This window comes from Raoultella sp., from assembly GCF_039594335.1.
Taxonomy (GTDB): domain Bacteria; phylum Pseudomonadota; class Gammaproteobacteria; order Enterobacterales; family Enterobacteriaceae; genus Klebsiella.
The window spans coordinates 16490-42402 of sequence record NZ_JBCNNS010000030.1 but is presented as its reverse complement, the minus strand read 5'-3'; the positions used below and the strand labels follow the sequence as shown (position 1 = coordinate 42402).

The 25913-nt window shown below is 53.4% G+C and carries 24 protein-coding genes and 3 pseudogenes; 14 read left to right on the top strand and 13 right to left on the bottom strand.

Features of this window, described 5'->3' with window-relative positions:
- The coding region (locus ACZAHD_RS07725; RefSeq protein ID WP_462456248.1) for a S49 family peptidase at positions 1 to 453 on the top strand (453 nt) is incomplete at its 5' end.
- A gap of 79 nt (positions 454 to 532) precedes the next feature.
- Here ACZAHD_RS07725 and ACZAHD_RS07720 read toward each other — a convergent pair.
- On the bottom strand, positions 533 to 784 hold the full coding sequence (locus ACZAHD_RS07720; RefSeq protein ID WP_462456247.1) for a YciN family protein: 252 nt from the start codon (positions 782 to 784) through the stop codon (positions 533 to 535).
- 413 nt (positions 785 to 1197) lie between these two features.
- Here ACZAHD_RS07720 and topA point away from each other — a divergent pair, with 413 nt between their 5' ends.
- The 4 genes from topA to acnA all read left to right on the top strand — a co-directional run bounded on the left by topA (position 1198) and on the right by acnA (position 8580).
- The gene (gene topA, locus ACZAHD_RS07715) at positions 1198 to 3795 is read left to right on the top strand and encodes a type I DNA topoisomerase (RefSeq protein ID WP_462456246.1); all 2598 of its coding nucleotides are present in this window, start codon (positions 1198 to 1200) and stop codon (positions 3793 to 3795) included.
- A gap of 325 nt (positions 3796 to 4120) precedes the next feature.
- A complete protein-coding gene (gene cysB, locus ACZAHD_RS07710) occupies positions 4121 to 5095 on the top strand; it encodes an HTH-type transcriptional regulator CysB (protein WP_462456245.1) in 975 nt (324 codons plus the stop codon).
- A 244-nt stretch (positions 5096 to 5339) separates the two neighbouring features.
- On the top strand, positions 5340 to 5507 hold the full coding sequence (locus ACZAHD_RS07705; RefSeq protein ID WP_100683926.1) for a YmiA family putative membrane protein: 168 nt from the start codon (positions 5340 to 5342) through the stop codon (positions 5505 to 5507).
- Positions 5508 to 5907: 400 nt separating this feature from the next.
- Positions 5908 to 8580 carry an aconitate hydratase AcnA gene (acnA, locus tag ACZAHD_RS07700; RefSeq protein WP_462456244.1) on the top strand — a complete coding sequence of 891 codons (2673 nt, stop codon included), beginning with the start codon at positions 5908 to 5910 and terminating at the stop codon, positions 8578 to 8580.
- A 43-nt stretch (positions 8581 to 8623) separates the two neighbouring features.
- Here acnA and ribA read toward each other — a convergent pair whose 3' ends face one another.
- Positions 8624 to 9214 (bottom strand): GTP cyclohydrolase II, encoded by a 591-nt coding sequence (ribA, locus tag ACZAHD_RS07695; RefSeq protein WP_462456243.1) that lies wholly within the window; start codon positions 9212 to 9214, stop codon positions 8624 to 8626.
- A gap of 163 nt (positions 9215 to 9377) precedes the next feature.
- Here ribA and pgpB point away from each other — a divergent pair, with 163 nt between their 5' ends.
- The 5 genes from pgpB (at position 9378) to yciH (ending at position 13019) form a co-directional block, all read left to right on the top strand.
- Positions 9378 to 10145 carry a phosphatidylglycerophosphatase B gene (gene pgpB, locus ACZAHD_RS07690; RefSeq protein ID WP_462456242.1) on the top strand — a complete coding sequence of 256 codons (768 nt, stop codon included), beginning with the start codon at positions 9378 to 9380 and terminating at the stop codon, positions 10143 to 10145.
- A 135-nt stretch (positions 10146 to 10280) separates the two neighbouring features.
- The gene (locus ACZAHD_RS07685; RefSeq protein WP_462456241.1) at positions 10281 to 10589 is read left to right on the top strand and encodes a LapA family protein; all 309 of its coding nucleotides are present in this window, start codon (positions 10281 to 10283) and stop codon (positions 10587 to 10589) included.
- A gap of 6 nt (positions 10590 to 10595) precedes the next feature.
- On the top strand, positions 10596 to 11765 hold the full coding sequence (gene lapB, locus ACZAHD_RS07680) for a lipopolysaccharide assembly protein LapB (protein ID WP_462456240.1): 1170 nt from the start codon (positions 10596 to 10598) through the stop codon (positions 11763 to 11765).
- 190 nt (positions 11766 to 11955) lie between these two features.
- On the top strand, positions 11956 to 12693 hold the full coding sequence (gene pyrF / locus ACZAHD_RS07675; RefSeq protein ID WP_462456239.1) for an orotidine-5'-phosphate decarboxylase: 738 nt from the start codon (positions 11956 to 11958) through the stop codon (positions 12691 to 12693).
- Positions 12693 to 13019 carry a stress response translation initiation inhibitor YciH gene (gene yciH, locus ACZAHD_RS07670; protein WP_462456238.1) on the top strand — a complete coding sequence of 109 codons (327 nt, stop codon included), beginning with the start codon at positions 12693 to 12695 and terminating at the stop codon, positions 13017 to 13019. Before pyrF ends, yciH begins: the two co-directional genes overlap by 1 nt.
- 98 nt (positions 13020 to 13117) lie before the next feature.
- Here the strand turns inward: yciH and osmB are convergent, their stop codons facing one another.
- From osmB to sapC, 9 genes are all read right to left on the bottom strand, one after another.
- Positions 13118 to 13336: an osmotically-inducible lipoprotein OsmB gene (osmB, locus tag ACZAHD_RS07665; protein ID WP_407302738.1), complete on the bottom strand. Its 219-nt coding sequence runs from the start codon at positions 13334 to 13336 to the stop codon at positions 13118 to 13120.
- A gap of 306 nt (positions 13337 to 13642) precedes the next feature.
- Positions 13643 to 14392: a DNA-binding transcriptional regulator YciT gene (gene yciT, locus ACZAHD_RS07660; RefSeq protein WP_032688102.1), complete on the bottom strand. Its 750-nt coding sequence runs from the start codon at positions 14390 to 14392 to the stop codon at positions 13643 to 13645.
- A 72-nt stretch (positions 14393 to 14464) separates the two neighbouring features.
- A complete protein-coding gene (locus ACZAHD_RS07655) occupies positions 14465 to 14647 on the bottom strand; it encodes a YciZ family protein (protein WP_462456237.1) in 183 nt (60 codons plus the stop codon).
- A 192-nt stretch (positions 14648 to 14839) separates the two neighbouring features.
- Positions 14840 to 16774, bottom strand: a complete 1935-nt coding sequence (locus tag ACZAHD_RS07650; RefSeq protein ID WP_462456236.1) for an exoribonuclease II — start codon at positions 16772 to 16774, stop codon at positions 14840 to 14842.
- Positions 16775 to 16854: 80 nt separating this feature from the next.
- A complete protein-coding gene (locus tag ACZAHD_RS07645; protein ID WP_462456235.1) occupies positions 16855 to 18012 on the bottom strand; it encodes a CMD domain-containing protein in 1158 nt (385 codons plus the stop codon).
- 223 nt (positions 18013 to 18235) lie between these two features.
- A complete protein-coding gene (gene fabI / locus ACZAHD_RS07640; RefSeq protein ID WP_462456234.1) occupies positions 18236 to 19024 on the bottom strand; it encodes an enoyl-ACP reductase FabI in 789 nt (262 codons plus the stop codon).
- A 397-nt stretch (positions 19025 to 19421) separates the two neighbouring features.
- Entirely contained in the window at positions 19422 to 20231 is an 810-nt protein-coding gene (gene sapF / locus ACZAHD_RS07635; RefSeq protein WP_462456233.1) for a peptide ABC transporter ATP-binding protein SapF, read from the bottom strand.
- A 1-nt stretch (position 20232) separates the two neighbouring features.
- The gene (gene sapD / locus ACZAHD_RS07630; protein ID WP_100683914.1) at positions 20233 to 21225 is read right to left on the bottom strand and encodes a putrescine export ABC transporter ATP-binding protein SapD; all 993 of its coding nucleotides are present in this window, start codon (positions 21223 to 21225) and stop codon (positions 20233 to 20235) included.
- The gene (gene sapC / locus ACZAHD_RS07625) at positions 21225 to 22115 is read right to left on the bottom strand and encodes a putrescine export ABC transporter permease SapC (RefSeq protein ID WP_100683913.1); all 891 of its coding nucleotides are present in this window, start codon (positions 22113 to 22115) and stop codon (positions 21225 to 21227) included. Before sapC ends, sapD begins: the two co-directional genes overlap by 1 nt.
- 159 nt (positions 22116 to 22274) lie before the next feature.
- Here sapC and ACZAHD_RS07620 point away from each other — a divergent pair.
- The 3 genes and pseudogenes from ACZAHD_RS07620 to ACZAHD_RS07610 all read left to right on the top strand — a co-directional run.
- A pseudogene (locus ACZAHD_RS07620) lies at positions 22275 to 22504 on the top strand (Arm DNA-binding domain-containing protein); the annotation flags it as partial.
- Positions 22505 to 22795: 291 nt separating this feature from the next.
- Positions 22796 to 23218: a site-specific integrase gene (locus ACZAHD_RS07615; RefSeq protein WP_462456232.1), complete on the top strand. Its 423-nt coding sequence runs from the start codon at positions 22796 to 22798 to the stop codon at positions 23216 to 23218.
- Positions 23219 to 23453: 235 nt separating this feature from the next.
- Positions 23454 to 23715 (top strand): annotated as a pseudogene (locus ACZAHD_RS07610) (IS3 family transposase); the annotation flags it as partial.
- 39 nt (positions 23716 to 23754) lie between these two features.
- Here the strand turns inward: ACZAHD_RS07610 and ACZAHD_RS07605 are convergent.
- The gene (locus tag ACZAHD_RS07605; RefSeq protein ID WP_100683911.1) at positions 23755 to 24060 is read right to left on the bottom strand and encodes a cupin domain-containing protein; all 306 of its coding nucleotides are present in this window, start codon (positions 24058 to 24060) and stop codon (positions 23755 to 23757) included.
- Between the two features lie 214 nt (positions 24061 to 24274).
- Positions 24275 to 24517, bottom strand: a pseudogene (locus tag ACZAHD_RS07600) (IS30 family transposase); the annotation flags it as partial.
- Between the two features lie 332 nt (positions 24518 to 24849).
- Between ACZAHD_RS07600 and ACZAHD_RS07595 the strand changes: the two are divergent.
- Positions 24850 to 25863: a sodium:calcium antiporter gene (locus ACZAHD_RS07595; protein WP_462456231.1), complete on the top strand. Its 1014-nt coding sequence runs from the start codon at positions 24850 to 24852 to the stop codon at positions 25861 to 25863.
- The last annotated feature ends 50 nt before the right edge of the window (positions 25864 to 25913 follow it).

Here is a 25913-nt window from a genome sequence, read left to right as displayed (position 1 = left end):
TCTATCGGTGTGGTTGCGCAGATCCCTAACCTGCATCGCTTCCTGAAGAACAAAGATATCGATATTGAACTGCATACCGCCGGGCAGTACAAACGTACCTTAACAATGCTGGGTGAGAATACTGACGAAGGTCGGCGTAAGTTCCGCGAAGATCTGAATGAGACCCATCAGTTGTTCAAAGATTTTGTCCATAAAATGCGGCCGTCGCTGGATATAGAGACCGTCGCAACCGGTGAACACTGGTATGGTGTTCAGGCGTTGGAGAAAGGGCTGGTGGACGTCGTGGAAACCAGTGACGAACTGCTTCTGGGGCTGATCGATAATCACGATGTGATAGGCGTTCGTTACCAGCAGCGCAAAAAAATGCTCGACCGTTTTACCAGCAGTGCGGCCGAAAGCGCCGACCGTCTGCTGCTACGCTGGTGGCAGCGAGGGGAAAAGCCGCTGATGTAATCAGCGAATGTGAACAAAGCAACGCGAGGCAACTGTCTCGCGTTGGCGTTTTATGCCCGCGCAATAAATATAAGAGGGCTTAATCGGCCAGATGGTATTTCTCTGACAGCGCATGCGCGAGGTATTTGAACATATTGAATACCGCCGTGCTTTTCGCCGTTGGTAAGCCTTGCTCATCAAGATAAAACTCTCCGCTGAAGACCAGAACACCGTTACGCTGAACGACGTCGGTCGCTGCGATCCCGGCTAGCGTATCTTCATGTTCACGAATGAGTTTATTGGCTATTTCAAGCAGCGACTGGCGATCGATAGGTTGGGTTGTACCTTGCATAAGTGACTCCTGTGATTCTTCGCCCGGTAGTTTACGCCGCGCGGCGAGATGGGGCAAATTTTCCATTCAGAGTACAGGGTTAATGGCAAAGCTCTAAGAAACATGACTTTACTGGCAGGATTTGCTTTTGCATGCTAATAAAGTTGCGTAACGAATTTTATCAGGTACAGTGTGACGCTTTCGGCGATCTGGCAACAGATTTGCTTGACATTCGGCCAAAAATTCTTCGTGCTATGTCACCTGACGAGCAAAAGTCAGTAAACTCAGCTATCTGGTTTTATGGATGTGGAACTGGACGTGCAAAGGGTTGATATCCATCGACGGCGTCGCAACATTTGACTTACGTCGTCAGCGGATGGTGAATCAAAATGTGCGATGTATTCCTGGATGAATCAAATTAGGTAAAGGTGAATATGGGTAAAGCTCTCGTTATCGTTGAGTCCCCGGCAAAAGCCAAAACGATCAATAAGTATCTGGGTAATGACTACGTGGTGAAATCCAGCGTAGGTCATATCCGCGATTTGCCGACCAGTGGCTCAGCTTCCAAAAAGAGCGCCGACTCTACCTCCACCAAAGGGGCTAAAAAGCCTAAAAAGGATGAACGTAGCGCTCTGGTCAATCGTATGGGCGTTGACCCGTGGCATGACTGGGATGCTCAGTATGAAGTACTTCCGGGTAAAGAAAAGGTAGTTTCAGAACTCAAACAGTTGGCGGAAAAAGCCGACCACATCTATCTCGCAACCGACCTTGACCGCGAAGGGGAAGCCATTGCATGGCACCTGCGGGAGGTGATCGGTGGAGATGAAAAACGCTATAGCCGCGTGGTGTTCAACGAAATCACTAAAAATGCGATCCGTCAGGCTTTTGAGAAGCCGGGCGAGCTGAATATCGATCGTGTTAATGCCCAGCAGGCGCGCCGTTTTATGGACCGCGTCGTGGGCTATATGGTTTCTCCGCTGCTGTGGAAAAAAATTGCCCGCGGTCTGTCCGCTGGCCGCGTCCAGTCGGTTGCCGTACGTCTGGTCGTGGAGCGTGAGCGCGAAATTAAAGTGTTCGTGCCGGAAGAATTCTGGGAAATCGACGCCAGCACCACCACTCCGGGTGGCGATGTTCTGCCGCTGCAGGTGACGCATAAGCACGACAAGCCGTTCCGTCCGGTTAACCGCGATGAAACCATGGCTGCCGTTGCGCTGCTGGAGAAAGCCAGTTACAGCGTGCTGGAGCGCGAAGATAAACCGACCAGCAGCAAGCCCGGCGCGCCGTTTATTACCTCGACCTTGCAGCAGGCAGCCAGCACCCGCCTGGGCTTCGGGGTGAAGAAAACCATGATGATGGCGCAGCGCCTCTATGAAGCCGGCTACATCACCTATATGCGTACCGATTCAACGAACCTGAGTCAGGATGCGCTGAGCATGGTTCGTGGTTATATCGGCGATAACTTCGGCAAAAAATATCTGCCGGAGAACGCGAACCAGTACGCCAGCAAAGAAAACTCACAGGAAGCGCACGAAGCGATTCGTCCTTCTGACGTCAACGTGATGGCGGAAGACCTTAAAGGGATGGAAGCAGACGCGCTGAAACTGTATCAGCTGATCTGGCGCCAGTTTGTCGCCTGTCAGATGACGCCGGCGCAGTACGATTCAACCACGCTGACCGTGAAAGCCGGCGAGTTTAAACTCAAAGCGCGCGGTCGTACCCTGCGTTTTGACGGCTGGACAAAAGTGATGCCGGCGCTGCGTAAGGGCGATGAAGATCGGACGTTACCGGTCGTCAATCAAGGCGAGAGCCTGAGCCTGGTCGAACTGACCCCGGCACAGCACTTTACCAAACCGCCTGCGCGCTTTAGCGAAGCGTCGCTGGTCAAAGAGCTGGAAAAACGCGGGATCGGTCGTCCGTCTACCTATGCGTCGATCATTTCTACTATCCAGGATCGTGGCTATGTGCGGGTGGAAAACCGCCGCTTTTACGCCGAGAAAATGGGTGAGATTGTCACCGATCGTCTGGAAGAGAACTTCCGCGATCTGATGAACTACGATTTTACCGCGCAAATGGAAGATCGCCTCGATCAGGTGGCGAATCATCAGGCCGAATGGCATCAGGTACTGAATCACTTCTTCGGTGACTTCACGACTCAGCTGGAAACGGCGGAGAAGGATCCGCAAGAGGGCGGCATGCAGCCGAACCCGATGGTGCTGACCAGCATCGACTGTCCGACCTGCGGTCGTAAGATGGGAATTCGCACGGCCAGCACCGGGGTGTTCCTCGGTTGTTCCGGTTATGCACTGCCGCCGAAAGAACGTTGCAAGACCACCATCAACCTGGTGCCGGAAAACGAAGTGCTCAACGTGCTGGAAGGCGACGATGCCGAAACCAACGCGCTGCGTGCCAAGCGTCGCTGCCAGAAGTGCGGCACGGCGATGGACAGCTACCTGATCGATCCTAAACGCAAGCTGCACGTATGTGGTAACAACCCGACCTGCGATGGCTATGAGATTGAAGAGGGTGAGTTCCGCATCAAGGGTTATGACGGCCCGATCGTTGAGTGCGAAAAATGCGGTTCTGAAATGCACCTGAAAATGGGCCGTTTTGGTAAGTACATGGCTTGCACTAACGACGAATGTAAGAATACGCGCAAAATTCTGCGTAACGGCGAAGTCGCTCCACCGAAGGAAGATCCGGTTCCGTTACCGGAGCTGCCGTGTGAGAAGTCGGACGCCTGGTTCGTCCTGCGTGATGGTGCGGCAGGGGTTTTCCTTGCGGCAAACACCTTCCCGAAATCGCGTGAAACTCGTGCGCCGCTGGTGGAAGAGCTGCATCGCTTCCGCGATCGTCTGCCGGAGAAACTGCGTTATCTGGCCGACGCGCCGCAGCAGGATCCCGACGGTAACAAAACGCTGGTGCGTTTTAGCCGTAAAAGCAAGCAACAGTACGTGGCGTCAGAAAAAGAGGGCAAAGCGACCGGCTGGTCAGCCTTCTATATTGACGGTAAATGGACTGAAGCCAGCAAGTAAGCCAGCACTCTCCCTGGAGGGCCGCGATGCGGCCCTTTTTCTCACTGATTTTCCTGCCTTATTCACCCTTCCCGTATGCCGCACGCCGGCCTTATAACCTGCTTATTATTTTTCGTTAGTATCTATACACTGTAGATATAAATGATATAGTGGTTATAGCTAATCTCTTTTTTATTATTAAATCGTCTTATACATCATCGTGTTCAGGATGCTTTGTGGTGCCATCACGGCGAATCGCAGGGACGGCAAACGTGTCGCTTGCCGGCAGGTGGCCTGAACGTAAATGTATGAACGAATTCATTTTACGCGTTAACGGATATCAGCCATGAAACTACAGCAACTCCGCTACATCGTTGAGGTTGTTAACCATAATCTGAATGTCTCCTCGACTGCCGAGGGTCTGTATACCTCACAGCCCGGTATCAGCAAGCAGGTACGCATGCTGGAAGATGAGCTCGGTATTCAGATTTTCGCCCGTAGCGGCAAACATTTAACTCAGGTGACGCCGGCAGGTCAGGAGATCATCCGTATCGCCCGCGAAGTCCTGTCGAAGGTTGATGCGATTAAATCGGTCGCCGGCGAACATACCTGGCCCGACAAAGGCTCGCTGTATGTGGCTACCACCCATACCCAGGCCCGCTATGCGTTACCCGGAGTGATAAAAGGTTTTATTGAGCGCTACCCGCGCGTCTCCTTGCATATGCATCAGGGATCGCCGACGCAAATTGCGGAAGCGGTGTCAAAAGGGAATGCTGATTTCGCGATCGCGACCGAAGCATTGCACCTCTATGATGATCTGGTCATGCTGCCGTGCTATCACTGGAATCGTTCGATTGTGGTGACGCCTGAACATCCGCTGGCCTCCCGCGGGTCGGTGACGATTGAAGAGCTGGCCCAGTATCCGCTGGTCACCTACACCTTTGGGTTTACCGGCCGCTCTGAGCTGGATACCGCCTTTAACCGCGCCGGGCTGACGCCGCGCATCGTTTTCACCGCCACCGATGCTGACGTTATCAAAACCTACGTCCGTCTTGGCCTTGGGGTCGGGGTGATTGCCAGCATGGCGGTGGATCCCGTTTCCGATCCTGACCTGGTTAAGCTTGATGCTAACGATATTTTCAGCCACAGCACCACGAAGATAGGTTTCCGTCGCAGTACCTTCCTTCGTAGCTATATGTATGATTTTATTCAACGTTTTGCGCCGCATTTGACGCGAGATGTGGTGGATACCGCGGTGGCTTTGCGCTCGAATGAAGATATTGAGGCAATGTTTAAAGATATTAAACTACCGGAAAAATAACCCTGTAAGTTATAATGGCATCCTTGCGGGGATGCCAGAAACTATTATGGCCTATAATTGGGCCTCTAAACCTCGTGTAAATCACAATTTTCGTTAACTCCTCGTACCACATTTTCAAATATACCTGCCGCGATCAAATTAATGATTAAAGGTGTCCCTTTCTAAGAAAAGTAGCTGGATTAATCTTAATCCCATAATTAATATTTAATCGTACCTGATAATTTTAGCGATTGGTGGTGATGAAATGATAAGTGATATCGATTATATGAAGTTTGCGATGTCACAGGAAAGTGATAAAACGGAGATCGATCCTGTGTTGAGAAGTCGGGCCTGGAGCGCTGTTATCCTTGGGCTTGCGATGTTCTGGAGTATTGTTGCATTGGTGATTTGTAACGTTTGGATCATTAGCTGAACGTGTTTTCCTGAGTCTGAATATATGTCAGTTTTATGACAGTCAAAATATGAGGTATTGTTTAATCTAATAAACTAATGGCACCAAGGGGGATATATTTCGCCACAATGGTTTTTAATCCCATACTCATCTTGTTGAACTAATCGTCAATAAACCGGCGATTAGTTCTTTTTCGTTCCTGCGTATTAATCAACCTGCCCTGTTACACTCGTTTCATCAATTGTATTCAACATTTTCCGCTGTTGTTATTCAGGTTTTCTGTCCTTATCGGTTTTTAGTTCGTTTCCGCCGATTTTAGCAATTCGGGTTGTTATCAAAGTGTTATGCCTGGTATGTGTTATCTTTAATATTAACCCTGAGGAGGATCAGGGCATGCCATCCCTGTGATAAAGGAGGAGCTATGTCGTCAACCCTACGAGCAGCCAGTAAGGATACGCTACAGGTCAAAGATAAAACCTACCACTACTACAGCTTACCGCTGGCCGCTAAAGAACTGGGCGATCTGACCCGTTTGCCCAAATCGCTTAAAGTCCTGCTGGAAAATCTGCTGCGCTGGCAGGACGGTGACTCGGTCACCGCCGAAGATATTCATGCGCTGGCAGGCTGGCTTGAACATGCCCATGCTGACCGGGAAATCGCCTATCGTCCTGCGCGCGTTCTGATGCAGGATTTTACCGGCGTACCCGCGGTGGTGGATCTCGCGGCAATGCGTGAAGCGGTCAAACGCCTGGGAGGCGATACGGCGAAGGTCAACCCGCTGTCACCGGTTGACCTGGTTATCGACCACTCGGTCACCGTCGACCGTTTCGGCAATGACGATGCGTTCGAGGAAAACGTCCGTCTTGAGATGGAACGCAACCACGAGCGCTACGTTTTCCTGCGCTGGGGACAGCAGGCGTTCAGCCGCTTCAGCGTCGTGCCGCCGGGCACCGGTATTTGCCATCAGGTTAACCTCGAGTACCTTGGCAAAGCGGTCTGGAGTGAAGAGCAAAACGGCGAATGGCTTGCCTGGCCCGATACGCTGGTCGGTACCGATTCGCATACCACGATGATCAACGGACTGGGTGTGCTGGGCTGGGGCGTCGGGGGCATTGAAGCGGAAGCCGCGATGCTCGGCCAGCCGGTCTCGATGCTGATCCCGGATGTGGTGGGTTTTAAACTGAGCGGTAAACTGCGCGAGGGGATCACCGCCACCGACCTCGTGCTTACCGTTACCCAGATGCTACGTCAGCACGGTGTGGTGGGTAAGTTTGTTGAGTTTTACGGCGATGGTCTGGATTCGCTGCCGCTGGCCGACCGCGCGACCATTGCCAATATGTCACCCGAATACGGTGCGACCTGCGGCTTCTTCCCGATTGATGCGGTGACCCTGAGCTATATGCGTCTGAGCGGCCGTAGCGATGAACAGGTGGCTTTGGTGGAAGCCTACACCAAAGCGCAGGGAATGTGGCGTCAGACGGGCGATGAGCCGATCTTCACCAGCACGCTGGCGTTGGATATGGGCACGGTAGAAGCCAGCCTGGCGGGGCCAAAACGGCCGCAGGATCGCGTAGCGCTGGGCGAGGTACCGAAAGCTTTTGCTGCCAGCAGCGAGCTAGAGGTCAATCAGACGCAAAAACAGCGCCAGCCGGTCGACTATACGCTGAACGGGCATCGCTATTCGCTCCCCGACGGTGCGGTGGCGATTGCCGCGATCACTTCCTGTACCAACACCTCTAACCCCAGCGTGCTCATGGCCGCTGGCCTGCTGGCCAAAAAAGCGGTTGAGCTGGGTCTTAAGCCACAACCGTGGGTAAAAGCCTCTCTGGCGCCAGGTTCGAAAGTGGTGTCAGATTATCTGGCCCATGCCGGGCTGACGCCGTATCTCGACGAGTTGGGTTTCAACCTGGTCGGCTATGGGTGTACCACCTGTATCGGTAACTCCGGGCCGCTGCCGGAACCGATTGAACAGGCGATCAAAAAAGGGGATTTAACCGTCGGCGCGGTGTTGTCCGGTAACCGCAACTTCGAAGGGCGTATCCATCCGCTGGTGAAAACCAACTGGCTGGCATCACCGCCGCTGGTCGTGGCCTACGCCCTGGCCGGAAACATGAACCTCAATCTGACCCGCGATCCGCTTGGTATCGGCAAAAATGGTCAGCCGGTGTTTCTGAAGGATATCTGGCCGAGCGGCCTTGAGATCGCCGAGGCGGTTGAGCTGGTCACGACCGATATGTTCCACAAAGAGTACGCGGAGGTGTTTGAAGGAACGCCGGAATGGAAAGCCATCGCCGTCGATCGCTCTGATACCTACGACTGGCAGGAGGATTCAACCTATATCCGTCTGTCGCCTTTCTTTGACGAGATGGGGGTTCTGCCTGAGCCGGTGGAAGACATTCACGGCGCGCGTATTCTGGCGATGCTCGGCGACTCGGTCACCACGGACCACATCTCTCCGGCCGGGAGTATCAAGCCGGACAGCCCGGCCGGACGCTATTTACAAGAATACGGTGTCGCGCGCGCCGACTTCAACTCCTACGGTTCCCGCCGCGGCAACCATGAAGTGATGATGCGCGGTACCTTTGCCAACATCCGTATTCGCAACGAAATGGTGCCGGGTGTGGAAGGGGGGATGACCCGACACTTGCCGGGCAGCGAACCGATAGCGATTTATGACGCGGCGATGCGCTATAAAAATGAGGGGATCCCGCTGGCAGTGATTGCCGGAAAAGAGTACGGTTCGGGCTCCAGCCGCGACTGGGCGGCAAAAGGCCCTCGGCTGCTTGGCGTGCGGGTGGTGATTGCTGAATCATTCGAACGCATTCACCGTTCCAACCTGATCGGAATGGGGATCCTGCCGCTGGAGTTCCCGCAGGGCGTCACGCGTAAAACGCTGGGGTTGAACGGGGAGGAGCGGATAGATATCAGTAACCTGCAGGCCTTGCAGCCTGGTGCGACGGTGCCGGTGACGCTGACGCGGGCGGACGGCACACAAGAGCTGCTCCACTGCCGTTGTCGCATCGATACCGCTACCGAACTGACCTACTATCAGAATGACGGCATTCTGCATTATGTGATCCGCAACATGCTGTAAAAAAGGGCCAGCACACGCTGGCCCTTCATTTTTTTCTGGCGATTTACTTTTTCAACAAATGCCCCATCTTGGCGGCCTTGGTGTCCAGATAGTGGGCATTTTTCGGGTTACGCCCGACAATCAGCGGAACGCGTTCAACGATATTAATCCCGGCTTCGCTGAGAATTTCCACTTTTTTGGGGTTGTTGGTCAGCAGACGCACCTGGTTGACGTGGAGCAGTTTGAACATATCTGCGCACAGCGTAAAGTCGCGCTCGTCCGCCGCAAAGCCCAACTGATGGTTGGCTTCCACGGTATCATAGCCCTGGTCCTGCAACGCATAGGCGCGAATTTTATTCAGCAGACCAATGTTGCGGCCTTCCTGACGATGGTACAGCAGGATACCGCGCCCCTCCTCGGCAATATGCGACAGTGCCGCTTCGAGCTGAAAACCGCAATCACAACGCAGGCTAAAAAGAGCGTCGCCCGTTAAGCACTCAGAATGTACGCGAGCAAGGACCGGGGACTGGCCCGAAATATCGCCGAAGACCAGCGCGACATGATCCTGCCCGGTTGCCAGTTCTTCAAATCCCACCATCAGGAAATCGCCCCAGGGGGTTGGCAGTTTGGCTTCTGCCACACGTTTAAGCTGCATGTGTTTCTCCAGATTTTATCAGCACCTGAATGTGCTTTCTGTTTGGCGCTATTTTGCCACAATGGCGCGGCGTTCTCCTAATTACGCACGGCTGCCTGCGCGTAAAGCGCACAAACGTACCACTTTCCGTTATGATAGTCGGAAGAAGAAATAAGGAGAGAAGATGCTGTCGATTGCCAGACGAACCGCCCTCGGTGCGGCATTGCTTATGATTATGCCCGGCATAGTGTGGGTATCTGGCTGGAAGTGGCAGCCAGACCTTCCGCAAGCGTGGTTAAAACTACTCTACTGGGTGACAGAGAGCGTGACACAGCCGTGGGGCATCATCACCCATACGGTGTTATGCGGCTGGTTTCTGTGGTGTTTGCGTTTTCGTCTTCGAGCTGCGGTGATGCTGTTTGTGATTCTTGGGGCGGCGATCCTGCTGGGGCAGGGCATAAAATCCTGGATAAAAGAGCAGGTCCAGGAGCCGCGTCCTTTTGTGGTTTGGCTGGAAAAGACGCAGCAGGTGCCAGTTGACCAATTCTACGCGTTAAAACGCAAAGATCGCGCTAAACTGGTGCATGAGCAGTTGGCGCAAGAGCAGGATATTCCCCGATTCCTGCGCAAGCACTGGCAGAAAGAGACCGGTTTTGCTTTTCCGTCCGGGCACACGATGTTTGCGGCCAGTTGGGCATTGTTGGGGGTTGGACTGCTGTGGCCCCGGCGACGCTGGCTGACCATTGCCGCGCTGCTGACGTGGGCAATGGCCGTGATGGGCAGCCGTCTGGCGCTGGGCATGCACTGGCCGCAAGATTTGCTGGTCGCTACGCTTATCTCGTGGCTGCTGGTGACGCTGGCCACCTGGCTTACCCAGCGACTGTGCGGCCCGCTTACGCCGCAGGAAGAAGAGGCGCAGGAGATTAAGACACGGACGATAAATCAGGGATAACGTTGATTTTCGCGCCAGACGGACGCATATCCTGACAGGGTGTCATGCTTTTCCATTTCACCGCTGTCGCGAAAATGATACTTTATAGGGCTGAACGCGGGATTTTTTCGCTCAACCCACAAAACGGGAAGTAGTGTGAAATATTTACTGATTTTCTTACTGGTATTCGCCATCTTCGTCATCTCCGTGACGTTAGGTGCACAGAATGATCAACTGGTCACGTTCAACTATTTGCTCGCGCAGGGTGAATTCCGTATTTCGACGTTGCTGGCAGTGCTCTTTGCCGCAGGGTTTGCAATTGGCTGGCTGATTTGCGGCCTTTTCTGGCTGCGGGTTCGCGTTTCTCTGGTTCGCGCTGAACGTAAAGTCAAGCGCCTCGAACATCAGATAGCGCCAACCAACGCCGCGCCGGCCAACGCAGGTATTCCTGCGGTGAAGGAATAATCATTTATGCTGGAGTTGTTGTTTCTGCTTTTGCCCGTTGCCGCTGCTTACGGATGGTACATGGGCCGCAGAAGTGCACAACAGTCCAAACAGGACGACGCTAGCCGCCGGTCACGTGACTACGTGACCGGGGTGAACTTCCTGCTGAGCAACCAGCAGGATAAAGCGGTGGATCTGTTCCTCGATATGCTGAAAGAGGATACCGGTACCGTTGAGGCCCACCTGACGTTGGGTAACCTGTTCCGCTCGCGCGGTGAGGTTGACCGGGCTATCCGTATTCATCAGAGTCTGATGGAGAGCGCCTCGCTGACCTACGATCAGCGGCTGCTGGCCGTGCAGCAACTGGGTCGCGACTATATGGCCGCCGGTCTCTACGATCGTGCGGAAGATATGTTCAAGCAGCTGGTGGATGAAACCGATTTTCGCCTCAGCGCGCTGCAGCAACTGTTGCAAATCTATCAGGCCACCAGCGACTGGCAGTCGGCCATCGATGTTGCCGAGCGATTAGTGAAGCTGGGTAAAGAAAAACACCGCGGCGATATTGCCAACTTCTGGTGCGAGCTCGCGCTGCAGCAGATGGCGAACAGCGATATGGATAAAGCAATGTCGTTGCTCAAAAAAGGGGCTGCAGCGGACCGCAACAGCGCCCGCGTGTCGATCATGATGGGCCGGGTATGGATGGAGAAGGGCGATTACGCAAAAGCGGTAGAGAGCCTGGAACGGGTCATCAATCAGGATAAAGAGCTGGTGGGTGAAACGCTCGATATGCTGCAGACCTGTTATCAGCAGCTGGGTAAACTTGATGAATGGGAGCTCTTCCTGCGCCGTTGCGCCGATGAAAACACCGGGGCAACCGCGGAGCTGATGCTGGCACAAATTCTCGAACAGCGCGAAGGCGTGGAAGTTGCGCAGAGCTATGTTACCCGTCAGCTGGAGCGTCATCCGACGATGCGGGTCTTCCATAAGCTGATGGACTACCACCTTAATGAAGCTGAAGAGGGGCGCGCGAAGGAGAGCCTCGGCGTTTTGCGCAATATGGTGGGTGAGCAGGTTCGCAGCAAACCGCGCTACCGTTGTCAAAAGTGCGGTTTTACCGCCCACACTCTGTACTGGCACTGCCCGTCCTGCCGATCGTGGTCAACGATTAAACCCATTCGCGGCCTCGACGGACAATAGTTTTTAAAAAATCGCAATTTAGTTACAACATCCTTTTCGGTTTTTATCACTCGCTGCCTTTAACGCCAGCGCGGTCATCGTTCAGCAGGCGACGAAAAGCAGCCTGTCAATTTCCCTCCATCGCAGGTAGAATGCTGCCCGTTTACCTTTTTTGCGCCAAACGGCGCCCATCAACAATTAAGGTCTGGTCATGACGTCTACTGCTTCTTCTTCGCCTCGCGTTGTCACATCCTCTCCCGTTGTTGTTGCGCTCGATTATGATAACCGCGACAAAGCGCTGGCCTTTGTTGATCGCATTGATCCACGCGATTGCCGCCTGAAGGTGGGCAAGGAGATGTTTACGCTGCTGGGGCCACAGTTTGTTCGCGACTTGCATCAGCGCGGTTTTGAGGTTTTCCTCGACCTGAAATTTCATGATATCCCGAACACCACTGCGCGCGCTGTAGCCGCTGCGGCAGAGCTGGGCGTCTGGATGGTCAATGTTCATGCTTCTGGCGGTGCGCGAATGATGACTGCGGCACGTGAAGCGTTGCTGCCGTTTGGCCAGGATGCGCCGCTGTTGATTGCCGTGACCGTCCTGACCAGCATGGAAGCCAGCGATCTCCAGGAGCTTGGCATCGCGCTTTCACCCGCCGATCATGCGGCAAAACTGGCGGCGTTAACGCAGCGCTGCGGCCTGGACGGCGTGGTCTGTTCTGCGCAGGAAGCGGCACGCTTCAAGCAGGAGTTGGGACAGGCCTTTAAGCTGGTGACGCCCGGTATTCGCCCGCAGGGCAGCGATGCAGGAGACCAGCGCCGCATCATGACGCCGGAGCAGGCACAGCAAGCCGGCGTAGACTATATGGTGATTGGCCGTCCTGTGACTCAGTCTGCGGATCCGGCGGCGACATTACGCAGCATCAATGCGTCACTGAATAAGGGGGCATAATGACCGATTCCAATAGCCGTCTGGTTTATTCGACGGAAAGTGGCCGTATTGACGAACCAAAGGCGGTGGTTGAGCGGCCTAAAGGCGATGGTGTGGTACGTATTCAGCGTCAGACCAGCGGCCGCAAGGGGAAAGGCGTATGCCTGATCGCCGGGATTGACCTCGATGATGATGCGCTGGCAAAACTGGCCGCAGAGCTGAAAAAGAAGTGCGGTTGTGGCGGGTCGGTGAAAGATGGCGTGATTGAAATTCAGGGCGATAAGCGCGATTTGCTCAAATCACTGCTGGAAGCCAAAGGCATGAAAGTTAAGTTGGCGGGCGGTTAATAAACAACAAGGCCACGGTAAATACCGTGGCCTTGATTCTTTGCAAGTGCGTAAGTCTGCTGATGCGGATTATTTTTATCGTGGGTCCAGTTCAGACCTTATTTACCCACCTGGTGACCGATAATCCCGCCAACCGCGGCGCCGCCCAGGGTGCCCAGCGTGCTGCCATCGGTTAATACTGCGCCACCGAGTGCACCCGCACCTGCGCCGATTGCGGTATTACGATCGCGTTTGGACCAGTTGGAACATGCGCTCAGGGACATTACTACGGTAACGGCCAGAACAGCGGCAGCCATTTTTTTGCTCATTGAAATCATCATAATTTTCTCCTGAATAATCTATTCATGGATGCAACTTCCTTTACAGCATAGCGTGATGCTAAGTTTTAAGGGTTATTCCATGAAACTTAAGTTGCGCAGGTGTTACTTTAATCACGCAGGTGATAGTCACTTCCTGTTATATCGCTAACATTAATTCTACTTTTTTTTTATTTTACCGGCAGGTAAAAACTCTTAATTGCAGGCTCAGAAAACTCTCAGACAGTGATTCATGCGGCCTGCGCCCACGCAGGTGGGCGACGGGAGGAGAATAAACGCTGGGCGAAAAAGAGAGTCGGGACGAATTCAGGAAAAACTGACGATATCGACTGTGAGCCCGCTTTCTGTCAACTGCTGGCGTGCGTCATCGTGCAGACTGCTGTCGGTAATAATGCGGCTAAACCGCGCCACTGGACCGAGCGGATAAGGGTGCACGACGCTGAACTTCGAACTGTCGCTCAGGACAATCGCCTCACAGCCCTTTTCAAGGACGGCATTGACCACATCTGCGCGCATCATATCCCTCCCGGTAAAACCGGTTTCCGGCTGCCAGCCATCGATGCCAATAAAGGCTTTGCTGAAGTGGACCTGCTGAATAAACTGCCGCGTGAGGGGGCCGACCATACTTTCGCTGCGCTTCTGGTAGATTCCACCGAGCAGAATGACCTCCCCGGGCGTCTCTTTAAGCAGATGCGCAATATAGCTGCTGACGGTGATGATGGTAATATCGCCGCGCTCGGCAAGCGTTCGGGCGAGCAGGGCATTGCAACTGCCGTTTTCGATAAATACCGTTTCACCCGCATTGACCAGCTCTGCGGCGCGCGTAGCCAGTTCACGCTTAATCGAGAAATGGGTCATCATACGCGTTTCGACATCTTCGCTGTCCAGCGGCACGGCGAAACCATGGGTCCGGCGCAGATAGCTCTGCTTTTCCAGTAAATTCAAATCCTGACGAATCGTGACTTCAGAGACACCGGTCATTTTCGCGAGATCGGCCACGCTCATGCGGCCTTTATCGATGACCATTTGCAAAATACTTTGTTGTCGGGCGTTCATAGCAACATCACAGTTAGGGGGCTACTTGGGCTGACAATCGACATCATTGATCGATTGTGGCGATGTGGGCGATCAAATTTCCCAGGGCGCTTTGGCTTGGCCGGGTTTCGCTTCCGGCTCGTCGTCAGCAAGCGCCTGGAGTTCCGCTTTGAGGATCTCCAGATTATGAATTGCAGAGTGATAATCTCCGGCAACCAGAATATCCAGCACGGTATCGATACGTTGGGCGAGCAGGCGGGCATTCAGATCAGACATAGCATTATCCTGGTTACAAAAACGAATGAAATCAATGATGCAAAAAACAGATGAAAAAGAGAAGAGAAAAAAACACACAACGTAAATCATCTGCGCTGTAGCGTCAGGAAAAAGAGGAAATACGGGGCAATAGCAAACAATACGCGGAAAAAATAAGCGGCCCCCGATAGCGGGAGCCGCTGAAGACGGCTATCAGGCGAACGGACGCGCGATGACGCTGCGGGTTTCCATACGGACTTCAGCAATCTTGACGTCGATAACGTCAGTGACTTTGTAGACGGTTTCGCCTTTGATCTGCACAGTACCGTTTTCCTGGCTACAGACCAGTTCATCACGCACGGCGTGCAGGAACGGTGCCGGGATAAAGGCGACGGCGCCGTTGTCCACCAGACGCACGCGCATCCCGCCCCGGCTGATATCGATAATTTCCGCGGCATAGCGCGTATCGGTACCTGCCTGCGGGCTCAGATAGCGGGCGTACAGCCAGTCACCCACATCGCGTTCGGCCATGCGGTTCAGGCGGCGGCGCTCGGCCATCTGTACGGCAATTTCATCTTGCGGACGCGTTGCCGTTTCACCTTTGATGATTGCTTTCAGCAGACGATGGTTAATCATGTCGCCATATTTACGAATCGGTGAGGTCCAGGTGGCATAGGCTTCAAGGCCAAGGCCAAAGTGCGGACCCGGTTCGGTGCTGATTTCCGCGAAGGACTGGAAGCGACGAATACGGCTGTCGAGGAAACCCGACGGCTGGGCATCAAGCTCGCGACGCAGTTTGCAGAAACCGTCAAGCGTCAGCACTTCAACCGGATCAACGTGGACGTCATGGGTCTTCAGCAACGTTGCCAGCTGTTCGGTGTTGGCCGGATCAAAACCGGTATGCACGTTATAGACACCAAAGCCCAGCTTGTCGCGCAGAACGCGGGCCGCGCAAATGTTTGCCGCAATCATTGACTCTTCGACAATGCGGTTAGCGATGCGACGCGGTTCGGCAACGATATCCAGCACCTCGCCTTTCTCACCCAACACGAAACGGTAGTCCGGACGGTCCTTAAACACCAGCGCATGGGTTTTACGCCATTCGCTGCGGCGCAGGCAGACATCCTGCAGCAGTTTAATCTGCTGAGCGATAGACTCGCTTCCAGGCTGCCAGCTGCCGGTATTTTCCAGCCAGTCAGAGACGTTGTCGTAGGCCAGTTTGGCTTTTGACTCAATGGTCGCCGCGAAGAATTCGATATCGTCTTCAATCGTGCCGTCAGTCGTCAGGATCATGCGGCAGGCGAGGACCGGACGCACTTCGTTAGCGCGCAGAGAGCACAGGTCGTCAGACAGCTCGCGCGGCAACATCGGGATATTAAAGCCCGGGAGATAGTTGGTGAAGGCGCGAATTTTTGCCACTTTGTCCAGTTTGCTACCTTCGGCAATCCAGGCGGTCGGATCGGCGATAGCAACGGTCAAATGCAGCTTGCCGTCGTCGGCGGCTTCGGCATACAGCGCATCGTCCATATCTTCGGTGCTGGCGCTGTCAATGGTGACGAAGTCCTGCGCCGTTAAGTCACGACGTTCCAGGCCCTCATCCAGCATCTCGGTCGCTACGCCGTCCGGGGCTTCTTTTTCCAGATTGTGACGCGCCAGCGTAACCCACCACGGAACGAAATGATCGTCGCTGAAGGTGATAAATTGGGTTAATTCGGCATAAAAACCGCGGTCACCTTTCAGCGGATGACGGCGCATTTCAGCAACGGCCCAGTCTCCCTCTTTAAAATCATGGCTGACGCTACGATCGGCGCGGCAGGGAATGGCGTCTTTCAGCAGCGGATGATCGGGAACGATAGACAGTCGGTCATCTTTCTTATGCACTTTACCGACGAAACGGGTCAGGAAAGGTTCAATCAACTCTTCCGGCTCGGCGCTTTCACGTTCTTTTTCAGTGTGGATCACGGCGCTGATACGGTCACCATGCATCACTTTTTTCATTTGCGGCGGCGGAATAAAGTAGCTTTTCTGCGCATCAACTTCGAGAAAGCCAAAACCTTTTTCCGTCCCCTTAACGACCCCTTCAACACGAGGAGTCTGGGAATGCAGTTGCTGTTTAAGCTGCGCTAGCAGCGGGTTGTCCTGAAACATAATTAGGTATTTTCGTGGCTAAAAGAGCGGCTGACATTTTTACGCGATAATGCCTGTTGCAGCAAGCGATGTTTGGCATTTTACGTCTGTTGACGAACGATTCCGAGGGCGATTTTCAGACGATTCATCCAGCCACATACTCCGTTCCACGCCAGGATATCGATAATCTGCGCCTGGGAAAGCCCATGTTCCGCGAGGGGAGTTAATTGTGCTGCGCTGAAACGGTCAGGCGCCCGGGTTAAAAGCTGTACCGCCTGCAAGATGATGCGCTCGGTGGGATGGCTTTGTTCCCAGGCCTCTAGCGCCCGCTCGTCGTTGCGTAACGCATCACAAAGCTGCGGGGAAGTGGACCCCGTTTCGGCCCAGGCGTTAAAACAGCTGGCGCTACCGTTGATGCGGGCGGTCATCAGCGCCACCAGCGAAGCAAAAGGTTGATTCACGCTCAATTGGGTGAGTAACTGATGTTGAGCTTTGAGTATTGTTTCGTGGACCGCAAGCAGTGGCGCCAGTCCGGACAAGCCAGGATGTGTTAGCCAGTCGGCCAGCAGCGCCTGGCGTTCGTCATTGGCATAGCGGAGATCGCTATCGTTGATGTCGGGTACCCAGGTGAGCTGACCGAGCGTAAAATCGTCTGCCGGCGCATCTTCCTGCTGCGGCATTCCCGGCATCCAGCGCACCGGAAAGCGAAGGCCAGCGTGAAACGCGGCAATAGCGCGCGCCTGGAAACCGACAAAACCCACAATCTGATTAATGAGAATCATATCGCGGCTGGTCAACCCAACCTCATCCAACTGGCTGCGGGAAAGGGCGTTAATGACCGAAGGCGAACCGGCCAGCTGGCGGGCATATTGGGTCATTTGCGCCAGCCGGCGGTTGCTCTCACGGGAAGAGTCCGGTCCTGGCAGCGGCGCCAGCCGGGCAGCATAGTGATTACACAGCCGCTGCACGCCATACACCTGAGCGACGGTCAACGCCGTGCTCAGCCGGTCATAGGCGCTAACGGTTTGTAAGCGATTGACGACGACGGAGGCAGGAAAGAGCGCCTCGGCCAGACATCGCGCTGGCGTCAGCCAGCCCGCATGCGCGCGAAGCCACTCTTCCGGTAACGTCAGATCGAGTAAAAAGCGATCTTCGACATGGGCGGCTTCAGGGACGAGCGGCAGCACATCCACCGGGCAGATTGTTGACTGGGTTTCATGATACCAGTGGTTTTTGCCATAAACGCGGCGTTGCTCCATGGGCGTTCCTTGATCGGTATGTGGCGAGCCGCACTTCAGTGGGCCATATATGCATAACTATCCTGGCGTAACCCTGTAGCGGGAGAAAATATTGATACGTGCTAACAAATAGCTGTTTGGAATAACAGGGGTGAATATAGGTATCTGGTATGCAGAAAATGCAGAGAAGAGAAGGATGTCGCGAAGGCAATCCCTCCTCACCAGCGTGAGGAGGGAAAAGAACTTATTTCAGTTCCAGCTCGTTCATTGCCGCGATGCTGAAACCACCATCGACGTGAACGACTTCACCGGAGATACCGGCAGACAGATTGGAGCACAGGAAGGCTGCGCTGTTACCCACGTCTTCGATAGTCACGGTACGGCGAATCGGGGTGACCGCTTCGCAATGCGCCAGCATTTTACGGAAGTCTTTAATGCCGGAAGCGGCCAGCGTACGGATTGGACCCGCAGAGATAGCGTTGACACGCACGCCTTCCGGACCCATCGCGTTCGCCATGTAGCGCACGTTCGCTTCCAGAGACGCTTTTGCCAGACCCATAACGTTGTAGTTAGGAATCGCACGCTCTGCACCCAGGTAGGAGAGCGTCAGCAGGGCGGAGCCCGGGTTCAGCATACTGCGGCAAGCTTTTGCCATCGCCACGAAGCTGTAGGCGCTGATATCGTGAGCGATTTTGAAACCTTCGCGGGTGACCGCGTTGACATAATCGCCGTCCAGCTGGTCAGCCGGCGCGTAACCGATTGAGTGAACGAAACCATCAAATTTCGGCCACACTTTCGTCAGTTCAGCGAACAGAGAGTCGATGCTCTCATCTTCAGCCACGTCGCACGGCAGAACGATGTCAGAACCCAGTGCCGCGGCAAATTCTTCCACACGACCTTTCAGTTTTTCGTTCTGATAGGTGAACGCCAGTTCAGCCCCTTCACGGTGCATTGCTTGCGCAATACCGTAGGCGATGGACAGTTTGCTGGCAACGCCAGTGACCAGAATGCGCTTACCGGAAAGAAAACCCATAGCTTTAATCCTTATCGTTATTGCTTATTTTTACTTTAACAATCATGGGGTTAAGGTTGTTATTTCAAAATAACTCAAATTTAGCCGAGAATTATATCCCACTGATGACCCCTTATGTCACGCTATTTTCGTGCCTTAACGCGTAATGCTGAGCGGACACCCTCCAGTATATCACCGGATATCAGGCCCGTTTGGCGCAGTTCGGTGGGGAAAAGAGCGCTAACGACGGGTTGTGCCGTCCAGCAGAAGCCAGGTATCTGCCGGGAGCAGATACCTGCTCGCTCGGCGAGGTCTGAGATCTCGACAGGGGCGGCGAATATTCCCACGTTGGCCGCGCCGCAGCAACCAGGGATACAGGGAGCTCTTAGCGGTGAAGGCCGTTGGACAGGCGTGCTGATTATTTACCGTCTTTGCGCCAGGCATCGGCGGTCAGCGCCTCGCCAAAGTGGCCGGCAATCAGGCGTCGGGTGAGGTCATGCAGAGGTGACGCCAGTACATCGGCGGTGCTGCCGCGTTCGACGACCTCGCCCTGATGCATCACCAGAACCTGATCGCTGATATGCTTCATCATTCCCAGATGCTGGGTCACATAGATATACGAAATCCCCTGTTTCTCCTGTAACTCCAGCATCAGGTTGATCAACTGCGAACGCATCGACATATCCAGCGACGCCAGGGCTTCATCGCAGATGATCACTTTCGGACGCAGAATCAATGCGCGTGCGAGGCCCAGACGCTGTTTCTGCCCTGGAGCCAGCATATGCGGATAGTAGCTCACGTGGTCCGGCAGCAGGCCGACCATCCGCAGCGTCTCAATAACCTGCTTCTCCCGCGCCTCCGGTTCGAGATCGGTATTCAGGCGCAGCGGGAAGTCGAGGATCTGCGAAATACGCTGCCGCGGGTTGAGCGAGGTCGACGGGTCCTGAAAAATCATGCGGATACGCTGGCTGCGGAAAGAGTAGTCGCCAAACGTTAGCGGGTGATCGTCAATCAACAGCTCGCCGGATGTCGGCTCTATCATACCCGCCAGCATTTTCGCCAGGGTCGATTTTCCTGAACCGTTCTCACCAATAATCGCCAGCGTCTGGCGCTCGCGTAGCGTAAAACTGAGCGGTTTCACCGCCTCCACCATCTGACGACGAAACCAGCCGGTACGGTAGCGAAAGGTCTTACTCAGATTACGGACTTCGAGCAATGTTTCGACCATTTCACTCTTTCTCCATGTTTAGCGGGAAATGACAGGCGTACAGATGTGTTCTGGCTCCGGTCAGGCGTGGCGTTTCAATACACTCGCGTTGCGCGTAGGGGCAGCGCGGTCCAAGACGACAGCCAATCGGCAGTTGCTCGAGCAGGGGAATGGCTCCCGGCAACGTATTCAGGCGACTTTTATGCGGGAGTGCGCTGCCAAAATCCGGGATCGCGCGGATTAACGCCTGGGTATACGGATGATGAGGCGTGGTCACCAGCTCTTCGCTGGGTGCCGTTTCTACCGTTTGTCCGCAATACATGACATTGATTTTATCTGCCCATTTGCTAAGCATTTGCATATCGTGGCTGATCAACAATATGGTGGTGTTATTGTTCTGGTTCAGACGCGTAAGCAGGCGGATGATTTGCGCCTGGGTCGTCGGTTCCATGGCGTTGGTCGGTTCATCGGCGATCAGCAGACGCGGTTGGTTGGCGAGGGCGATGGCAATCATCACCTTCTGGCACTCCCCGTCAGTTAATTCGTAGGGGAAACTGCGTATGGCGTCTTTGTGATCTTTAATGCCGACACGGTGCAGCAGTTCGATGGCCCGGCGTTTTCGCCAGCCGATACGCTGCCACCAGCGGCCTTTAAAGGTCCAGCCGGGGATATTCTGCATTAGCTGCAGGCCAATACGTTCCGACGGGTCGAGACAGGATTGCGGCTCCTGAAAGATCATCGACACGTTGTGGCCAATTAGCTTGCGGCGCTCGCGGCCGGAGAGACGTAAGAGATCGATATCATCGAAGCGCATACGGTCGGCGGTGACCCGCCAGTTGTCTTTGGTGACGCCACAGATCGCTTTGGCAATTAAGCTCTTACCGGAGCCGGATTCGCCCACCAGACCGCGAATTTCACCTTCCGCAAGGGTCAAGCTGACGCGGTCGACGGCTTTGACCCAGCCTTCATTGGTTTTGAACTCAATGGTTAAGTTGCGAATATCAAGTAACGGCATTATTCCACCCCGGCGATAATGGCCCGGCGGATCCCGTCGCCCAGCAGGTTGACCAACAGGACGCTAATCATAATCGCCGCGCCGGGCAACATCACCGTCCATGGCGCGACGTAAATCAGTTCCAGCGCGTCGCCCAGCATCGCACCCCATTCCGGTGAAGGAAGTTGGGCGCCGAGGTCGAGAAAGCCCAGGGCAGCGATATCGAGAATCGCCATTGATAACGCGCGGGTGATCTCGGTGACCAGCCCGGAAGCGATATTCGGCAACACCGCAAACCAGAGAATATTTAATGTTGATGCGCCGTCGAGACGGGCGGCAATGACGTACTCTTTTTCCAGCTCATCATGCACCATGCTGTAGACTGAGCGCACGACACGCGGCAGCAACGCCAACCAGACGGCAAACATCGCGTGGCTCAGATGCGGCCCGGCGAAAGCCACGACAATAATGGCCAGCAGCAGTGACGGAATCGACAGCAGAGTATCGAGGATATGGTTCAACATCGCCGACAGCAGGCCATGGGTTGAACCGGCAACGACGCCGAGCACCAGCCCGAATAGCGTGGCCGCGAAGGTGACGACAAAAGCGCCGCCAACGGTCGGCGCCGCGCCGCTCAGCAGACGGCTCAGCACATCGCGCCCGAGATCGTCGGTCCCGAGGAAGAACGACACTTCACCATAGCGCGACCATGACGGCGGCAGCAACTGGTAGCCAAGAAACTGCTGATCGATACCGTAAGGCGCAAACCAGCCGCCAAAGACGCACAGCAGCACCAGAGCCGCGCAGCCGTACAGGCCGATCATCGCGGTCGTATCGCCGTAGAATTTTCGCCAGACGGTACGCAGCGCACCGGGCGGACGCTTTTCCAGATACACGCTATCGTAGGGCATATGAATCCGTTTTAAGTTTGTTAGTCATGCTTTGTGTCTTTTTAATACTTCTGCTTTCTGAGCGGCTTTGCCGCCCGTTTTTGCTTTAAATCTGTTTCGCCCGGACAGCCCTGAAGGTGCTCAATTTACAGGAAATGTACACATTCATGCGTCTATCGTCTGCGGAATGCACACACGCTAACTGATACCTGGTTAAGAAAAGCCTTTGGCAAAAAATCGATGTCATTTCAGATGCTCACGGACTGAATATCAGACTCTCTGTAACCGGCAGTATAACATTCTTTATCGCTACAGATGGAACGGCAAGGCCGTACAGCTGACGACTGGCGATTATCCGAGCGTATAGGGAGCGCAGGCAGCAATTCAGCGCCTGGCAGGCGGAAGGTGTGGGCTGAGTTTCTTTGATGATATGGGGAGACGAGTGATGAGCTGCAGCGAGAGAGCAGGGGTATATCGGCGGAGATCGCCGGGTTATGACTCCTGATGGTGTGGATCGCTGCCGCAGGATGATGGCGAACGGCGCTAACCGGAAGCAGGTCGCAGACGTGCTCAGGGAGGAGTGAAGACCGTTTATAAGTATTTCCCTGCAACCGTCAGTGACGTGATCCAAAATGTCAGTAGTTTTTCTTCAGTGTGACATTTGAGATAATCAATGTTTTCAGCTTTGAAAACAGTTTGGTTTGGTTGTGAACGGTAAGAAAACAATAAGTTTTGAGCAATTTTTAACTATTAACAGCAATCTTGGGCATATATCCGATACATGGTCTGACTTGTGGGCGTTGATTTTTTATACAGGTCTGAGTGTTGGGCGATTAATCACGCTGCGCTATGAAGATATCGGACTGAATTCATTATATTTGCGGGAAACAGGGCGGTTAAAAGCAATGAAGATTCAGCTCTCATCCCCATCACGCGCATTACTGAGTCGCAGGCGAGAGAGATACCCGGAAGACATTTTTGTTTTCCAGAGTCACTCAAATCGCGTCAAAAATCAGGTTGGTCCGGTTACCGTGATTGCCTTTAATACCGCATTAAGAAGGGCCGGAGAGGTCTTGCCGCTTCGTACGGTAAGCAGCAGAAGCGCCAGAAATGTAGCAGTATAAAGATGTTCACCAATGAAGGCGCATTACCAGAGACTGCCCGTCATTCTGTGTCATTGCCACCGTATGAATAGTGACCGTTTAGACGGCCACCGAACTCGATAATAAAACGACTCATCGCCAGACACCAATTCCGTATCGGCATACTCCACTTTTTTGACGCTGACTGGATAGCCAGACCGGTCGGAAATTCAGCCCTGCCAGCTACCGTGCACACGACCTGTCAGTGGCAGAAAATCTGCTGAAACACCATCATCTGCGAGGGAGCATGAGCGCAAAAGTCTGCTGCTACGACAATGCCTGTGCGGAAAGCTTCTTTCACACACTACTTCTTTCACACACTAAAAGTGGAATGTATCCACGGTGAACATTTTAACAGCCGGGAAATCATGCGGGCGACGGTGTTTAATTATATCGAGTGTAATTACAAGCGTTGCCGTCTACACAGTGCCTGTGATGGACTCCGTCCGGAACAATTTGAAAACCAGAACCTCGCTTAGGGCTCTGTCCATATTACGTGGGTAAGATCAAGAGACAATTTATGTTTCTGGTAAATCAATGATAACCAATGTACCAAAACTGCCGATTTCCACAGTATGAGGAACGCCAGCTTTGGCTACATAAAGCTGGCCAGACGTTACAGAGATTTTTTTACCTTTAACACTCAGTTCGAGACGCCCGTCAATGACCAGTAACCCCTCATCATACTCATGTACCTCTTCAATTACTGAGCGTTCATCCATACGTAAAATTTTGAGATTTGTTTCCCCAATGCGGCCTAATACTTGAGATCGCCAGGCCTCCTGTAATGCATGTGCTTCGGTCCTAAGGTCAAAAAGCGACATAAGATCATTCCCTTTAATATACGTTTAGTGCATTTATGACATAGAAATTCCCTCTCACCATATAACAAATATGGAAAAACAAGTCGAAAAAGAGGCTATATCTTTTCTCAATACGGTATTAATTCTGCAGTGCCAGATTATGGAGTCTGTTTTGGCCAGAACTTTAATTATCGAAGGACCAATGGGGTAATTGCGTCCGCTTCTCGCGGCGATGTCAATCGATGGATGCAACAGACTGGTTAAACCGCTCTGCGGGTGGTTCATCGCCTGGTGTTTTTCTCGGCCTCTCGTTGAACGACCTGGCAACCCTGTTTAGCCTTTGCTGGCTGTGAACCGCTAAGGCAGTTCCTTTTGGAAAATATTGTCGGGGCAACCTGTTCGTATTTTCATTTGAGCCACGTTGCCAGGGAGATTGAAGATCACAGAAATAAATCTGAATGGCTGTCGCTAAAGTAAATCAGATGTGGTTGGTCATGATCGGTTAAAACCTTCTATAAATCGCATCAGGTTTAATATTTTTTGGCCAGCATATCCCATGTTATAGCTCGTGCAATAAAACATAGCAAATGCAATATCTTGTTGATATAAAAGAATATTTTGAATGAACTAATGGTTTGTGGCATTATGCGGCTTCCTTTGCCAGGCGTCATAGCAAAGGAAGTTTCCTGGCTCGTGATACGTTTCGCTACGTGCAGGTTTTCAATAAACCGGCAATGACTTGTCAGGAAAAATTAAAAGCCGGAAGCATTCCGGGTTACCCATAAATTTATAAGCCTGAGTAATGTCAATATGATGTCTTCAATTGCTGAGCTTTTTTTTTCGCTTATCATCATCCTTATTGCGGCCGAAATTTTTACCAACGCGCTCGAACACCTCGGCCAGAAACTACGTCTTTCGCAGGGGGTCACGGGTTCACTTTTCGCAGCAGTAGGGACAGCTCTGCCTGAGACGATTGTGCCGCTTCTGGCCATCATTTCCGGCCCCACCCTGTCAAGCCACAGTGAGGAAATTGGGGTGGGTGCGATTCTGGGGGCTCCTCTTATGCTGTCAACGCTGTCGATTTTTCTGATGGGGGCTGCGGTTATAGGAAAACGAGGACCTGCAGGAAAAATCAATCCAGAACCAAGTGGATTCCAGCGAGATACTGGCTTTTTTCTGGTTGCTTTCATTCTTGCCACTCTGGCGATGTATATTCCGCATGACAAGACGCTCTACAGACAGATCATCAGCGTGATTCTGGTACTGCTGTATTTACTGTATGTGTATCGGACGATAAAAGCATCTCACCATCTGGTTCAGGAAGGTGGGGGAACTCAAGCAGAGCGGCCTCTGTTCTTATCCCATGCGGGGTTACCCGGAAATTTTCTCGTGATTCTCATGCAAGTTATGCTGGGTCTCGGCATCCTGCTGGCAGGGGCCTTTTGGTTTATAACTGGTGTGGAAAGTGCCTCAGGATATTTTGGTATCTCGGCTCTGCTGCTGTCACTGATCATTATTCCGGTTGCCACGGAGTTACCAGAAAAAGTTAACAGTATTTTGTGGATACGTCGTGGCAAGGACACTCTGGCGGTGGCCAATATTACAGGGGCGATGGTATTTCAGGGAACGATACTGCCGGCGATTGGTATCATGTTGACACCGTGGGAGCCCCGCTCGGAAGTCATTACCGGCGTTTTCATTACGCTTACCGCCGCATTCTGGCTGTGGCTCGCGGCGAGGAAAAAGAAAATCCCTGTGGCCTGGTTAGGATTGAACGGTCTGCTTTACGTTCTGTATATCGGCATTTCGTTGTATAACCAGTAAGTCGCTTGCCTGAATTCTTTACCCGATATGAGCGACAGTATGAGGTAGCT

Coding starts and splice junctions, on each gene's coding strand:
- pgpB (WP_462456242.1), top strand. CDS start 9,378: ATGCTGTCGATTGCCAGACGAACCGCCCTCGGTGCGGCATTGCTTATG.
- fabI (WP_462456234.1), bottom strand. CDS start 19,024: ATGGGTTTTCTTTCCGGTAAGCGCATTCTGGTCACTGGCGTTGCCAGC.
- acnA (WP_462456244.1), top strand. CDS start 5,908: ATGTCGTCAACCCTACGAGCAGCCAGTAAGGATACGCTACAGGTCAAA.
- sapC (WP_100683913.1), bottom strand. CDS start 22,115: ATGCCCTACGATAGCGTGTATCTGGAAAAGCGTCCGCCCGGTGCGCTG.
- osmB (WP_407302738.1), bottom strand. CDS start 13,336: ATGATTTCAATGAGCAAAAAAATGGCTGCCGCTGTTCTGGCCGTTACC.
- ACZAHD_RS07720 (WP_462456247.1), bottom strand. CDS start 784: ATGCAAGGTACAACCCAACCTATCGATCGCCAGTCGCTGCTTGAAATA.
- ACZAHD_RS07655 (WP_462456237.1), bottom strand. CDS start 14,647: ATGTCTGATCTGAATGCCCGCCTGCTCGCCCAACGTATCGATACCGTG.
- topA (WP_462456246.1), top strand. CDS start 1,198: ATGGGTAAAGCTCTCGTTATCGTTGAGTCCCCGGCAAAAGCCAAAACG.
- ACZAHD_RS07705 (WP_100683926.1), top strand. CDS start 5,340: ATGATAAGTGATATCGATTATATGAAGTTTGCGATGTCACAGGAAAGT.
- ACZAHD_RS07595 (WP_462456231.1), top strand. CDS start 24,850: ATGATGTCTTCAATTGCTGAGCTTTTTTTTTCGCTTATCATCATCCTT.
- yciH (WP_462456238.1), top strand. CDS start 12,693: ATGACCGATTCCAATAGCCGTCTGGTTTATTCGACGGAAAGTGGCCGT.
- ACZAHD_RS07650 (WP_462456236.1), bottom strand. CDS start 16,774: ATGTTTCAGGACAACCCGCTGCTAGCGCAGCTTAAACAGCAACTGCAT.
- lapB (WP_462456240.1), top strand. CDS start 10,596: ATGCTGGAGTTGTTGTTTCTGCTTTTGCCCGTTGCCGCTGCTTACGGA.
- cysB (WP_462456245.1), top strand. CDS start 4,121: ATGAAACTACAGCAACTCCGCTACATCGTTGAGGTTGTTAACCATAAT.
- ACZAHD_RS07645 (WP_462456235.1), bottom strand. CDS start 18,012: ATGGAGCAACGCCGCGTTTATGGCAAAAACCACTGGTATCATGAAACC.
- ACZAHD_RS07605 (WP_100683911.1), bottom strand. CDS start 24,060: ATGTCGCTTTTTGACCTTAGGACCGAAGCACATGCATTACAGGAGGCC.
- sapF (WP_462456233.1), bottom strand. CDS start 20,231: ATGGTCGAAACATTGCTCGAAGTCCGTAATCTGAGTAAGACCTTTCGC.
- pyrF (WP_462456239.1), top strand. CDS start 11,956: ATGACGTCTACTGCTTCTTCTTCGCCTCGCGTTGTCACATCCTCTCCC.
- ribA (WP_462456243.1), bottom strand. CDS start 9,214: ATGCAGCTTAAACGTGTGGCAGAAGCCAAACTGCCAACCCCCTGGGGC.
- sapD (WP_100683914.1), bottom strand. CDS start 21,225: ATGCCGTTACTTGATATTCGCAACTTAACCATTGAGTTCAAAACCAAT.
- yciT (WP_032688102.1), bottom strand. CDS start 14,392: ATGAACGCCCGACAACAAAGTATTTTGCAAATGGTCATCGATAAAGGC.